Source organism: Sphingomonas folli, from assembly GCF_019429525.1.
Taxonomy (GTDB): Bacteria; Pseudomonadota; Alphaproteobacteria; order Sphingomonadales; family Sphingomonadaceae; genus Sphingomonas; species Sphingomonas folii.
The window spans coordinates 39,067-52,326 of sequence record NZ_JAHXZL010000001.1 but is presented as its reverse complement, the minus strand read 5'-3'; the positions used below and the strand labels follow the sequence as shown (position 1 = coordinate 52,326).

General features: G+C 64.3%; 13 protein-coding genes. 5 read left to right on the top strand and 8 right to left on the bottom strand.

Annotated features, from left to right (window positions below):
- Nucleotides 1-95: 95 nt before the first annotated feature.
- The 4 genes from KZ813_RS00245 to KZ813_RS00230 all read right to left on the bottom strand — a co-directional run bounded on the left by KZ813_RS00245 (nt 96) and on the right by KZ813_RS00230 (nt 2,836).
- The gene (locus KZ813_RS00245; RefSeq protein WP_219753000.1) at nt 96-1,145 is read right to left on the bottom strand and encodes a hypothetical protein; all 1,050 of its coding nucleotides are present in this window, start codon (nt 1,143-1,145) and stop codon (nt 96-98) included.
- A 285-nt stretch (nt 1,146-1,430) separates the two neighbouring features.
- On the bottom strand, nt 1,431-1,940 hold the full coding sequence (locus tag KZ813_RS00240) for a Ros/MucR family transcriptional regulator (protein ID WP_219752999.1): 510 nt from the start codon (nt 1,938-1,940) through the stop codon (nt 1,431-1,433).
- A gap of 182 nt (nt 1,941-2,122) precedes the next feature.
- Nucleotides 2,123-2,362 (bottom strand): hypothetical protein, encoded by a 240-nt coding sequence (locus KZ813_RS00235; protein ID WP_219752998.1) that lies wholly within the window; start codon nt 2,360-2,362, stop codon nt 2,123-2,125.
- A gap of 9 nt (nt 2,363-2,371) precedes the next feature.
- On the bottom strand, nt 2,372-2,836 hold the full coding sequence (locus KZ813_RS00230) for a hypothetical protein (RefSeq protein ID WP_219752997.1): 465 nt from the start codon (nt 2,834-2,836) through the stop codon (nt 2,372-2,374).
- A 689-nt stretch (nt 2,837-3,525) separates the two neighbouring features.
- On the opposite strand from KZ813_RS00230, the gene KZ813_RS00225 reads away from it, so the two are divergent.
- The 3 genes from KZ813_RS00225 to KZ813_RS00215 all read left to right on the top strand — a co-directional run bounded on the left by KZ813_RS00225 (nt 3,526) and on the right by KZ813_RS00215 (nt 4,775).
- On the top strand, nt 3,526-4,038 hold the full coding sequence (locus KZ813_RS00225; protein ID WP_219752996.1) for a hypothetical protein: 513 nt from the start codon (nt 3,526-3,528) through the stop codon (nt 4,036-4,038).
- Between the two features lie 314 nt (nt 4,039-4,352).
- On the top strand, nt 4,353-4,613 hold the full coding sequence (locus tag KZ813_RS00220; RefSeq protein WP_219752995.1) for a hypothetical protein: 261 nt from the start codon (nt 4,353-4,355) through the stop codon (nt 4,611-4,613).
- Between the two features lie 6 nt (nt 4,614-4,619).
- Nucleotides 4,620-4,775: a heavy metal-binding domain-containing protein gene (locus tag KZ813_RS00215; RefSeq protein WP_219752994.1), complete on the top strand. Its 156-nt coding sequence runs from the start codon at nt 4,620-4,622 to the stop codon at nt 4,773-4,775.
- A gap of 96 nt (nt 4,776-4,871) precedes the next feature.
- Here the strand turns inward: KZ813_RS00215 and KZ813_RS19965 are convergent, their stop codons facing one another.
- Nucleotides 4,872-5,258, bottom strand: a complete 387-nt coding sequence (locus tag KZ813_RS19965; protein ID WP_258046314.1) for an ImmA/IrrE family metallo-endopeptidase — start codon at nt 5,256-5,258, stop codon at nt 4,872-4,874.
- 333 nt (nt 5,259-5,591) lie between these two features.
- Here KZ813_RS19965 and KZ813_RS00205 point away from each other — a divergent pair, with 333 nt between their 5' ends.
- Nucleotides 5,592-6,002 (top strand): phospholipase effector Tle1 domain-containing protein, encoded by a 411-nt coding sequence (locus KZ813_RS00205; protein WP_219752992.1) that lies wholly within the window; start codon nt 5,592-5,594, stop codon nt 6,000-6,002.
- A gap of 35 nt (nt 6,003-6,037) precedes the next feature.
- Here the strand turns inward: KZ813_RS00205 and KZ813_RS00200 are convergent.
- A protein-coding gene (locus KZ813_RS00200; RefSeq protein WP_219752991.1) for an IS5 family transposase occupies nt 6,038-6,795 on the bottom strand; the annotation gives its coding sequence in 2 pieces (ribosomal slippage) (nt 6,038-6,462 and nt 6,462-6,795; 759 coding nt in all).
- A 377-nt stretch (nt 6,796-7,172) separates the two neighbouring features.
- Here KZ813_RS00200 and KZ813_RS00195 point away from each other — a divergent pair.
- A complete protein-coding gene (locus tag KZ813_RS00195) occupies nt 7,173-8,771 on the top strand; it encodes a hypothetical protein (RefSeq protein ID WP_219752990.1) in 1,599 nt (532 codons plus the stop codon).
- A gap of 262 nt (nt 8,772-9,033) precedes the next feature.
- On the opposite strand, the gene KZ813_RS00190 is transcribed toward KZ813_RS00195, so the two are convergent.
- Together KZ813_RS00190 and KZ813_RS00185 are read right to left on the bottom strand one after the other, a co-directional pair.
- A complete protein-coding gene (locus KZ813_RS00190) occupies nt 9,034-11,853 on the bottom strand; it encodes a DEAD/DEAH box helicase (RefSeq protein WP_219752989.1) in 2,820 nt (939 codons plus the stop codon).
- Nucleotides 11,854-11,864: 11 nt separating this feature from the next.
- Complete coding sequence (locus KZ813_RS00185; RefSeq protein WP_219752988.1) at nt 11,865-13,049, bottom strand: hypothetical protein; 1,185 nt, start codon at nt 13,047-13,049, stop codon at nt 11,865-11,867.
- Nucleotides 13,050-13,260 lie beyond the last annotated feature (211 nt).

Sequence of the window (13,260 nt, the reverse complement as noted above, 5' to 3'; positions counted from 1 at the left end):
CGTGGCAGGATGGGCACGAGGTGGGGATCGATCGAGTGTCCACTACGCTTGCGTGAGAGACGAAGGGGCTTGGAAGGCGCGCACCTCAATCAGGATCAATCCGTGGAGGGCGCCGCCCGCACTCCGCGCTGCCATCCGGCGGCGACCTTCGCCTTCTTCATAGCAGATTCCTGCGCGACGATCGTCTTCAGGTGTGCGAACGCGTACTTCTTCTCGCAGCCGGTGGGTACGCTGTAGACGACAGGTCGCTGCGCAATGCCGAGATTGCAGACAGAGGCCGCCTCCTCGGTGACGAGTGGCCCCAGCGGCAGTCCTCCGCCGAGATTGGTCGCCTGTAGCGCTACGAGGACGATAGCGTAGATGCCAGGCGACACCGCCAGAGTGAGCCAGGCGATGCTCACGACGGTGACGCAGATGGCCGGAAGCGTGGGCAGGAAGATGCAGAGCGCCAGCTGGACGAGTGAGAGCAGAAAGGCCAGCAGAAGGGGCGCCGAACCTTCCATCTGCAGGCGCAGAACGATGTCGAACTCGGCAGCGACCAGGAGGTAGAGGACAGTTGAAATCACGATCCAAGCCGCGACGATCGAGACGAGCTTCACCACAGAGATTTGCTGCCCCGGCCCGCTCAGCCCGCGGCGGACGCCGAGTGCTGCGCCAAGACCCATAGGCAGCGCGAGCGCGGAGCCGAGGAGGAGACTGCCGCTCAACCGTTCGAGCAGGAGCAGCACTCCCACCGCGGCCGAGGTTGCACAGAAGAACATGATCCTTGTTTCGCGGGGCACCTGACTGTTCGGATGCAGCGCCTGCATCATCTGGCCCCCGATCACGAATACCGAGCCGATGGCGGCGAGCGCGACGGTGAGGAGGGCGCCCATGAGCACCAGCGCCGCCCAAGTACCGGCGAGGTCGAGGGGAACGCCCCTCTGACCGATCGCCCCGAGGTAGGCGTTGAGGAGGAGCCATGCGAGGAAGCTGGTGAGCAACCAGGTGAGGCCACCCAACTTGATCGACGTCTCGACAATGGGCTGCCACCGAATCGGCGCCTTTACGTCGGCGTTGGAAATCGTTGCCGCACGTGCGGGCAGGCGCTTCCTGTAGGTTCGCGCGGAGGCTCCGCTCATGCAGCCGGTGACGATCCTCGGCATCGACTTCCCCCGGGCCAGTCACGACGACTACGAGGTTCGGTACGTCGGACGGCCTTGCGACTAGACGCTGGCACCACCGCTCGCAACAAATTCAGGACCTTGGTCGATCTGGGATACCTTGCATTACCGGGCGCGAGTCAAGCCCAGTACCTCAGGCAGGTGCTTGCACCAAGACGTCACTGAGCCGTCGTTGGAAGGCTGTTGCTCCCTGGGACCCTGGTACGACGAACGACTTGTGTATGGCTTCGACATTGCATGATCGTCGACACGCCTGTCCCTGAACCCTCAGCTCTTGAAGCTGAGGGTCTCTCGAGCGGCCTTGCCCGCCTTGCCACGACCCTTGGTGACCTTCGTGGCGGTATCTTCGACCACCTCCTCCACCTTGGCGACGGCCTTCCGGCCCAGCCCGCGCGCGACGGCGAGGCTGCGCCGCGCCTCGGAGTAGGCGCGCGCAACCATCGGGTAGTCGGCTTTCAGGCCGTAGCGTTGACGGTACTGGTCAGGCGTAAGACCGTGACCCGAGAGGTGGCGGCGCAGCGTCTTGTAGGGCTTGCCGTCGATCATGGAGATGATGTGCTCGTCGGATGCCAGCGACTTGCGCGCCGAGACGGCACCGACATGCGCCGGCTCGCTCGCCTCGGGGGCTGGCCCGGTCGTACCCAGCTCGTTCAGGGCGCGATGCACCGAAGAGAGGAAGCCCGGTACATCCTCTTCACCTGCCCGGGTGTTGGGATTGCTGAGCCAAGCCACCGTCAGCTCGGTAGCCAAAGTCACGTTGTCGTTTTCGTCGCCCATGTATTTCCTCGTCGATCACCGAGCTCGCCGACCCCGCCATGCCCTATTAGCTTGCGTTCGACCCTCACGGCGATCACGTACCAGTCTGTCCGTCACGACGGCAAGAACAAGTGCATGCCGGCTTTGGAATTATTGCCTCGCCGCCGCATCATGCGGTTTGCTGCTGATCGGTCTACATCTCGTCAGGCCTTGATCTCCAACCTATCCAAAGACACATGAGAGAGCAGCTCATCGAAGGTCAGCTTCGGCTTCTTGTCATCGGCTAGATTCGTGCAAGGCGGGAAAGTAGCGACAATCGTCCAGGTTCCATCGGGCTGCCTGGTCGTGCCGACCTTGATAGGATGATCAAGCTGCAGGATCGCGACAGTCGCTGATAGGTTCGCGTCTGGAACCTTGCTGATGGTGTACTCGCCGCACGGCATGCTTACCTCCTACGGAATGGACAGATCCTTGATGATGGTCTGTCTGGTGGTTGTGGATCCAGGGTCGTCGAGCAGCACCGCGATGGGGATGTCGAGCCCGAGCTTATTCAGCTCCGTCTGCAGGCTGACGACGCGAGCCGGATCGACGTTCACCGGTTGCCCTGACGCGTCCAGCCCGACCCCGCTGGCGACCGTGGAGGCTGTCGGATAGAGCCACTTCACGATGCGCGAAGAAGCATCGTCGGGCCCATATGAGATGTTGCGGAGGCGAGCGATAGCGGCGTCGGCAGACTGCGCCTTTGCGCTGGCGTCCACTTGTATGCCCTCCAGCGCGCCGCCGAGAGTGCCTGCATGTTGATAGGCTGAGAGGTCGGTGACGGCCTGTGTCAGCGAGTACTCCGTGAGGCTGCCCTTGCTTCCGGCGATGATCGCCACGAGCGCCTGCTTCCGTTGCGCGTTCATCGCCGCCAGCACCGCATCGGCCGTCTTGTCCTCGTAGAAGTTCTTCTCATACGAGGTTCGCGCACCCGTCAGGGCGGTTGTGACCGCGCCGAGGATCGTCTTGACCCTCTCGCCGGTCGTGATCGTGGTGGCGAAGCCTACGCCAAGCGCAAGCGCGTCGAAGGCAGTCGCCTCCCGGCGCGGCCGACCCGAAAGCGAGAGACGAAGCGGATGTACTCGAGATCGTAGAGGACGAGCCGCCCTGCGATGAACTCGTTGCGGCGCTCGACCGTCGCGGCGCCAGCGTAGAACCCTTTGATCGAAGCAGCGCTCCCAAATTGTTCATGAAGCTCGGCTATGTCCTGATCTATCGGGAACGGTGACCGCGGAGCATAGAGGCCGCCGGTCGATGAGCACGCCGAAAGGAGCATCGCTGAGGCGACGACCCCTGATATGTGCCGCATGCACATGCTGGTTGGTCGAATGCTCGCCTCTCGGTTTCTACCCCGTGGCGATCGCACATCGATTTTGTACAATTGAGCCCCCCGACTCGACTAGCCCTAAGCTGATGCGGAACTCTGGGCAAGTCAAGTAGAACCAAGTAACAACACTGCCAGTCACACCTCTGCGGTTCGCATCCGCTTCGAGGTGGAATAGCAGTTGCTATGCCTTCGCTGCGCCGGCTAGCCCCAGAGCACCCTTACCATCCTGCGGAGCTCTTGATGACCGACCAACTCCGTCGAGGCCCCGGCCAGCCGGGCTGGCCGAGTGTCTGCATTTTCCTCGCGGCTCCGACGCTGCTTGTAGCGACCTCGAACGTCGTTGCGGCGCAGGTGGCCGACGGAGATGAGCACTATTCGATGGAGGCGCTGAAGACCGAAGCGGCGGATGTCGGCGAGAAGCTGGCCTGCTACCTCAAGATCTACAGGAACGCGACCGACAGGGACTTCGAGGCCGCCTACGGCAAGGCGTACGAGTACGATCTCGCGGACTTCTCGAAGCGGGTGGAGGGACACATCAGTCGCTTCGCTCCCCGCAAGGACGCGCTCTCCCTGCCGATCTATCGCTTCAACACCTGGCACACGCTCAACTTCTTCGTTGATCGCAAGGAGGGCGCCGTCCGCGAGGCGCCGGATCAGACGGTGATGGGCCGCTGCAACCTCCTGGCCTCGACGATGATCCAGCGCAGGCGCTCGCAGTCCATTGCTCCAAAGGTGCAACCTCGTCGTCGGTGACGACGCAAGCGCGCGATGCGAGCATCCGCATCGGTAAGCGAGGATCGCCGCCGTCGAGCTTCGCGTGATTTGCGCTTGGTCAGAGAGGATGCACTTCACGCGGGCTACTAGAGCGTACGCGCGTCATCAATCGAGTACGAGGAGGAAGCATGTCGGACGATTGCGGTAACTGTGGCGCGACGATCACGTCGGGGTCGGCCTTCAAGGCGGCCAACGGCCGTAAGCCCGAGAAGGTGGTGGCCTTGGTCAACTTCGTCAGCGGCACCTAGTATGAGGAATTGTGTGCGAAGTGCGGGGATCCGCTGATCGCCCAGGTGCACCGTGGCATCGATCGCGAGATCTTCGAGCGCACCCGGTACGTCGAGGCGAACATCACCGACTTCCCGATGCTGACCGTGTCGTGGCTTCCTGCCCATGCCGAAGTGAGGATTAAGAACATGGTGACAGCGAACGTGACCGTGGGAACGGGCTTCTTCAGTGAGTTCAGCCAGGGCTTCTCCGACTTCGCTGGAGCGGTGAACACGAATTCAGGTATGAGCTACAAGGTGAACAAGGGTGAAGCGGCGGCCCGCTAGATCCTAGTGACGAACGCCTTGGCTTCAGGCGCGAACTGCATCCTCGCCGTGGACATCGACTACGGCACGACCGGCAACAACGCGGCCACGGTGAACATGCAGGGGACCGCCGTCGTGATCGCCAACCTGTCGGCCGTGCTGGCGGAAGACACCTTCGATTGAGCGGAGGCGCTGAACGACGCCTTTGCCCGCATCTCGCAGCTTCGCCGCCTACGGGCTGGCGATCTGGCGGCGTGAAAGGCGGTCGGCCCCACCGCGTCAGCCAAGCGCGCTTCGGACCTCCCCGTGACCTACCAACTTGGAGAATCGACGATAGTCTCTGAACTCGCGCTGCCACCTGCCCGCCACGATCGCGGGGTGCACGCCGGCCCGTTCAGCTAGGGAGCAGATCTCCTGTACTCCGAAGTCGGCACGCGCTTGCGCCCATATGTCGTCCGGGATGAGGGCCCGTTGCGCGAAGAGATCGGCCTCCTCCTCGATCTTGTCCTCCGATCCAAGTTCGAGATCGTCGAAGATCATGCTGATTTCCTCGTTCAAGTGACATGAGACGTGGGCGAACTCGTGCAGAAGAGTGAACCAGAAGTTGTCGATGCGATCGTATCGGAGCGTCAGGGCGATCACACGGACACCGTCAGCTCTGCGCATAGCGGCACCATCCAGGTAGGTGCCGGGCAGATGACGCAATATGACCAGTGCTATGCCTCGTGAGGCCAGGAAACCGGCAACTGATTTGAGGCCATTCGGATCGGCGCTCAGCTTTGCAAGCTCGCGGGCGGTCGCCATGTCGTGCTTAGCCATGCGCGCCTTCTTCGGAATGGCCGCGTCACACGATTTAAGCACGGCAGCCGCGCACCAGCCCTCCAAGGCAGCCGTGTCGGTCTTGGCGTTGGTACGGTCGGTGCGGCTTTTCCTAAGATGAGCCGCCTGACGCTGGGCAACCGGTGCCAGCAGGTTGCGTGACCGCTCGAGGAAGTCGGAATGTGGTTCGCAGGCAACCACTCCGACATAGGCGGCAGCTACCCGGAGTCGAAATCCCAACTGTCCGACATCGCGCTTGGCTGGATGCTCGACGAAGCGCAGTCGGTAGAACACTCGCTCATCGTCGACGCGACGCGCCTCCGCATCCACCCGGCAGCGGATGGCCTGCAGCACGATGAGATTGCTGGGATGTCCGACACCGTACGGCGCTGCACACCCACCTGGCTCCGTCGCTTGACCCGCCCCATCACCTGGAAAGCGCAGCCGCGCTCACCCGTTCACAACGCAACGATGCATGAGAGCGTGGCCAGGCGGTTCGCTATGGTGAGCGTGCCAAGTCAGAACGGCGACGGTCCATACAGACCCGAGGCACTGCGGGATCACGAGACGTTCCGAGGGTTGTATCTGTGATGTCGCGCCGATGACCTAGGGTCAGGACTCGTTGATCACAGCCAGAAGATTACGGTGGCAGCGAGGGCGACGGTAGCGAAGAAGGCCGTGGGGCAGCGATCGTAGCGGGTGGCAACGGGCCGCCAGTCTTTAAGACGGCCGAAAATGACCTCGATGCGGCTGCGGCGCTGGTAGCGGCGCTTCTCATATCTGACCGGCTCGTTGCGCGATCGCCGGCCTGGGATGCAGGGCTGGATGCCCTTGGCATAGAGAGCGTCCCTGAACCAATCGGCGTCGTAGCCCCGGTCGCCGAGCAGCCACTGCGCTTTCGGCAGGTCGTCCAGCAGCGCTGCCGCGCCGGTGTAGTCGCTGACCTGTCCGGCCGTCGTGAAGAAGCTCAAGGGGCGGCCGTTAGCATCGGCGACGGCATGGAGCTTGGTGTTCATGCCGCCTTTGGTGCGCCCGATCAGGCGGCCGGCATCCCCTTCTTAACCCGCAGGCTCAATGCCGTGTGGTGCGCCTTGAGGTAGGTCGCGTCGATCATGACCGTCTTCGGCTCGGCGCCGACCGCAGCCATACCCTCCATCATTCGCGTGAACACGCCCGCCTCGCCCCAACGCTTCCAGCGGTTGTAGAGCGACTTGTGGGGCCCGTAGACGCTGGGTGCATCGCGCCAGCGCAGCCCGTTGCGGTTGACGAACACGATGCCGCTCAGCACCCGCCGGTCATCGACCCGCGGCTTGCCGTGGCTCTTGGGAAAGAACGGCCGCAGTCGCTCGATCTGCTCGTCCGTCAGCCAAAACAGGTCGCTCATCCCGCCCTCCTCAAGGAGCCTGAATCAGATTGCGACGCTCACATCAATGGGTCCTGACCCTAGCTGAGCCGGCGGATCGACTGAGCGTTTTCCAACATCAAAGCTGGGTCGCCGAGGCAACGCAGCGGCTCCACCGCGTCACGATCCCGTGGCTCAGAGCGACCGCGCCACCGACTTCCAGGGGCCACCCTCGAGCACGTTGCGCGAGCTCGACAGAGTCGAGCTCGAAGCCGGCTCCGTCTTCAACAACCGCCACCGACTGGATCGTCTATCGGGAAACCGGCTCGGCCGGCGGCCGCAAGGCCTACGTAAGCGCTGACTTGCGATGCTGGGACATCGAGGTTGCACCCGATGGTGAGTTGCCCGATCGTCGCTGCATGAGTGATGCTCGCTGGACCGGTCGCCATGGAGAGAAGGCCTTCAGCCTGCTTTGCAGCAAGCATTCCGTGACCTGCAACAAGGCCGACGAGGACGATCTCGGCTGGGACTACATCCTCCACTTCCCACCGCCCAACTTGCTCCACCTTCCGACCGATCGTCGATCGAGCGGGATCGCCGCGCTCGTTCAGATCAAGGCGACGCAGGTGGCCGCCAGGCGATGGTCGATCAGCCTCAAAAACGCATTGTCTCTCATCAGGTCGCCCCTGCCCGCCTTCATCGTCTGCGTGGAGATCGACGCGTCGGACCGCGAAACCTTCCATGCGATCCATCTCTGGCGAGAGGACATCGCCACCGTTCTCAAGGCGGCCAGACGCGCCTACGTCGAGCGCGACGAAGTCATCAACCATCGCACGATATCGTTCCAGTTCGGAGACGAGACCAGACGCCCGGACGTTCTCGGCTGGATGTCCGATGAGATCGAACGTGTCGGTGGATCGAGCTACGCGGCGCTTAAGCAGCTGCTGGTCGACACGCTCGGCTTCGAGGATGGGCATGGCATTGCTCGCATCCAGTTCAGCAACGCGACGCCGTCGGCTCTGGCCGACCTTCAGCTCGGGCTGATCGACAGCCTCGAAATCGATCGCTTCAGCTTGACTCCCATTCGCTTCGGCATCGAGTCTCCCGAGCCCGAGATCGAGGTTCAGGGTGGCACGATCGAGATCATGCCCCAGGGTAGAAGAGGAACACTTCGCCTCCGATCACCAGACGGGCGGCAGGCCTTCATGCCGGCCGAGGTGTATTCCGCCGGTTTGCCCGGACGACGCCGGAAAAAGGTCCGCATCAAGGCGGGCTTCATCGACGTGATACTTTCCGCGGGCGGGCGTCTCAGCGTCCGGTGCCGAGAGGATCGTGATCGGATCGCGATGCTCGACCACATCGCTGGGCTCGCTCTTCTTCGCAGATCGACACCCTCGACCAAGCTCAACATGAGTATTCGAACTGACCATTCCTGGATCGATCTCGGATACGTCAACAATGCCGGTTCCGATCCCGGTTGGGAGCAGCTTGTCTTCGTCATCGACGCCCTGCGGCGGATCGCCGCATTCGACGGCGCTGAGCCCGTCGCGAGTTCCATCAATGCAATCAACGATCGCTTCCTGCCGCTCTCCGTATTGGAGGCCCTCGTCTCCACGAGACCGTTGCGCATCGAGTTCACGCCCACGCTAGGAGGAGACGCTGAGGTCGGTGCCTTCCTCGCATATGCATCAGTCGTATACGGCGACATGGAGGTGGGCGCCGTCGCCTTCCGTCGCGTGACCGCGGACACGATGATCGGAGAACGACGCCGCATCGACCTCGGTCCCGCAACGCCTCTGCATTGCGCGACCGACGTGGCGGGCGTGCGCCGCCTGCCCGATCTCTACATGGACGAGCTCGACCGACTGTCCGAACACATAGACGTACTGGCCATGGGTGATCTCCAACGATCGGTCCACCCGGGTGAAGAAAGGGAGCTGCTGGTAGACTCGCCCCGCCGAACACCTGAGAGATTGAACTCGATCGCCCTCGACGCTGCGAAGCAGAAGTCGAGATAGCCGGGCGATCCGAGAGCGCAGAGGGGCGGCCCGACGTCCGCCCTCGACGAAGCGCCGCGCGGCTTCAGTCTCATTGCGTCAGGCGCATCGGCTCTCCACGCGTACGGCGGCGGCGATCAATCGCCGATCGAAGTCGCCCGTCCGGGGTTCGGCGGCATTGGCAGCGACGCTCAGGTTTCCTGAGCGGAGTGGTCATCGGCGACGCATCGAGCCTCCGACTCATGGTGCGGCACGATGACCTCTCTCGGCTTGAACGTCGTCGTCACACCACGTCCGCCGCGGCGAGGAGGACAAGGTCGTTGAGCATGCGCTGGCGGGTCACCTGCCCCGATGCGGATGTCTCGACGTGCGCCCGCAAACCGTCAAGCAACTGCCTGCGTGCGGCCGAGTCGTTTGCGCGTGCAGGCTCGACGCTGATCACCGGCGCGGAAAGCAGCGCCGCGACCATTCCTTCGTCTTCGGCGGGGCGCCCGTCGGAGGCGCATCGTACGAGATGCAGTTCCTCCGCCAGCGTCTCGCCCTGCTCCGACTGCCAGCGACCCAGGAAGGCGGCGACTTGGCCCCGCCTACCGGCGAGAGCGAGCGACGCGTATCCGCCGCCGAACTCAGGCGAACCTGATATCGCGACCAGCTCGCGCAGGAACGACGAGCTGAAGTCCAGAAGCGTCAGGGAGCGGCTTGCGGTCGCGGCCGCGCGGCTCGTCGTGGCCTCGATCACCGTCCGGCCGCCGAACTCGTGGTGGCGACCCCGCAGGCGATCGCCCAGACGCAGCGTCAACCGCTCCCGTCGATCGTCGACGTTGGTGACTTCGTAGCCATGATAGGGCGCCATGCGCAGCACGAAGCGTAGCACGTCCGCGGTGGTGAAGCGGCCAAGTCGCGCCATGGCGGTCGGGTCGAAGCCTCCTGCCTGGCTCAGGATTTCGTCCTGGAGGTCGCGGGCACGCCGGGCTCTCGCGACCGCCTCGGCGATCCGCTCGTCCGTGCGCTCGACCGCCCCCGTGGCCGCGTCCGCAAGCAGCGCGGACAGGTCGAGCTGGTCCAGCAGCTCGCCGAGGATCTCCGAGGCGTAGCGGCCATCGAATTCGCCGCTGACCGACGCCATCTCACGCGACAGCGCGTCTACGCGGGTGAGCGCGGTGGACAGAATGTCTGCGTCGATCGTGTCGCGGGAAAGGAAGTTGAGAACAACCACGTGCCGCTTCTGCCCGTAACGGTAGACCCGACCGATGCGCTGGACGATCCTCGCAGGATTCCAGGGAAGATCGTAGTTCACGACGACGTGGCAGTTGCGTTGAAGGTTCAAGCCTTCGCCACCGGCCTCCGTCGAGACCAGGACCTGAACGTCGCCGTCGAACGCCTCGATTGCGGCTAGCTTGTCGAAGAGCCTCTGGCCGCCGTTTATCTGGACCCCGTCGCGCCCCGACAATCGTCGGACCTCCTCCAGCAGCCGGTCCTGGGTGGCGCGGTATTCGGAAAAGACCAGCATCTTGCGGCCTCCCTTCACCACGACGTCCTCGTAGATGCGGCGGAACTCGCGTATCTTCGCATCCGCCTCGGCGGCGGCCGCGCAGCAAACGAGCACGCCGCGTATCATCGCCGCCTCGTCGGCGAAGAACTCACCCGCCGGTCCGCCGAGATCGCGGTCCGCCGCGTCGTCCAGCGTATCCTCGTCATCCCACCCCGGAAGGTCGCTGACCAAGCCGACCGGCGCCCCGGGTGCGAGGCGCTCCAGCCTGCGGCGCAGCGCCCGCTCGATCGCCGCGACACTTGAGGAGGCGAGTTTGCGGTACGTAGTCATGACAAAGCCGATCGCGCGCCCACCCGACCCGCCGAGCCGCTCTCCGGCGCGGTAGCCGGACCGCAGGTAGGTCTGCAGGCGTCGGTCGAGCTCGCGCATCTCCGCCGAGGGCTCGATCCCCACCTGCGTCACCGTGTGGCCCTGGAAGATGAACGCGCCCTCAGCATCGGTGACGTCGATCTTGCGATTCCGAAGTACGATGTCGCCAACGACCTCCGGGTGCAACTCGAGCTCGTCGATTGCCGGTGCGAGGTCGGGACGGACCAGCTTCAGGAGCGAACGGAATTTGCCCGTGTCGCCCTGGTGCGGCGTGCCGGTGAGCAGCAGTAGCGAAGCCGTGCGCTCGCGCAGTGCGCGCCCGAGAAGGAAGCGCAGCGTCTGGCTGCCGTCGTCCGTCCGGCTCAAACGGTGCCCCTCGTCGAAGATCACCAGATCCCACACGCCCGCCATCATAAGCCGGCCGAAGTGGGTGGCCGGATCGCTACCGTCGTCCTCGCGGTCACGCGGCTTGACGAGGTCGAGTGATGCGATAACCGCATCCTGAAGACGCCACTTCCAATCTTCATCGACCTGGAAATCGGATCCGTAGATCATGAACTCCCGGTCGAACTTGACGCGCATCTCGTCCTGCCACTGCCGGGTCAGCCCGGCGGGGCAGACGACCAGCACGCGCCTCAGCGATCGCGAGCGCTGCAGCGCCGCGAGCAGAAGGCCCACCTCGATCGTCTTGCCCAGCCCGACGTCGTCGGCGATGATCCAGTTCGTGTCTCCGGAGGTGACGATGCGGTGTACCAGCTGGATCTGATGCGGCAGGGGGTCGACGTCGAGGCGGTCGAGCGCGCCCGTCGCCTCGTTCCAGGATCTCAGCGCGTGACCTACCACGCAGAGGGCAAAGCGCTCCCCGCAGTCGTCGTGCGCCGGCCTCGACCGCAGGAAGGCGAGCTCGGCATCCATGAGCCTGCGCAATCCGAAGGACGGCACCCAGAGCGAACGGCCATCGGACTGCCACTGCACCAGCGCCTGGTCGACGCCCGCGAGGCGGCGCACCGCCCGGATGCGACCCACACCCAGACCACGGCGTCCGATGGAGCTCGGCACATCCTGCACGGCGAACCCGGGCTGCATCCCGCTCTCGACCGCCGACAGCGGCTCGCTTGTCTCGCCGTCGCCCCACTCGATCGTCAGCACCGTTGATTGGCCTTCACCGACCATTGCAAGTACACGCCCGATCCTCGTCTCGCCTCGACGGCGGACCCACGTCCCCTCGACCGGCATCAGCATCGTCCTGACGTTCACTGATCCTCCCTCACACGCATCTCGTCAACGGTGGGTGCCCGACGTTCGATCATCGTCACACCCACGCCTGGCCTGAAGTGTCCGTCTCGGAAGGCGAACGTCGCGACATCCTGATCGACGTTCGGCATCCTCCCCGATCTGCATGCGGCACCGGCCCTGCCGAGCCCTAGCCGCTCGCACATGTCCTGAAGATGGAGCGCGCGTCGACCACGCCCGCGAGCCGCGACCAGACTCAGCGCATGGACCTCGGCCTCGTCGCCGCAGCACATCACCTCCAGCCACTCCGCGAAGCTCCAGAAGCCAGGACAAGACTCGTCCAGCTCCTCCCAGGCACCCAGCAGGTCGTCGTCGAGAATGCGCCAGCACGGCTCGTGCGTCTTCGTCTCCGCCATGACCACCGCTCGACGCCATCCCAGTTGGTCACAGGCTCCTTCATGCTGCCGCGACGGCCGTCCTGGCGCCTCGCGGAATCGCCAGAGGTGAGGGCTGTCGTCCCAATGCTGCTTCAACTCGATGGCCAACGCGATCACACGCGGACACTCGAGTGACGGGGCGAGCCGCAACCAGCTGCGGAAGAAGCCCGGCCATCGCGCCTCGGCCAACGCCTCCTCGAAAACCCGTCCGGCAAGTTCGCGTCCATGCCGATGCGGAATCGAAGTCGCAAGCGCGAGGATGCCGGCGCGGGTGCTGATGCGCCAGGTGTGACGGCCTGCGAAAACATCCGCGAGGACGGGGGCTGCGGTCGCGGCCGGGTCGAAGAACGATAGGTCCGGCTCACCATGCTCGATCCAACCGCCCGCGCCGCTCGCGGTGTCGGCACACTCCTCGAAAAAGCCGAACTCCGGGGAGAGGCCGATCGAAGGCGCCCGCGTCGCCTCCGGAGGGGGCACCTCCGCAACGTGATCGAAGGAGGTTGCCGTTACGTCGCGCTCCGGCGAGACGATCGCGGCTGATGCGACGTGTCTCCTGGGCAGCGCATTCGCAGGCGGCGCCTCGGCCCAATGATCCTCCAAGTCGCTCGACTGACCTGCCGCACCAAGATAGTCCTCGGCGCTCCAGAACGCGCCGGCGGAGGGGGTCCCTTCTTCGGACAAGCCGCCGGTCGCTGCTGAGGATCCGCCAGATCCTGCACGTGCCGACGATCGTCGTCCGAATTCTAAACCGCTTTCCAGCAAACCCATCGCCCCTCCGCGAACAATGGTTCAGCAAGTATCCTTGGACGTCAAGCGCGCGACACAGGCATGAGGGCATCAAAGATCGAAATGCGGTGTGCGCGGATCAGTAGAGCGCCAACAGACCGGTCCGATCTGGATCATCCCAGCTCCAGAGCGTGTCCCGCCCGGCATAGTTGAGCGTTGGATCGCGTCGCTCGGTAGATGGGCCGCAGGCTCC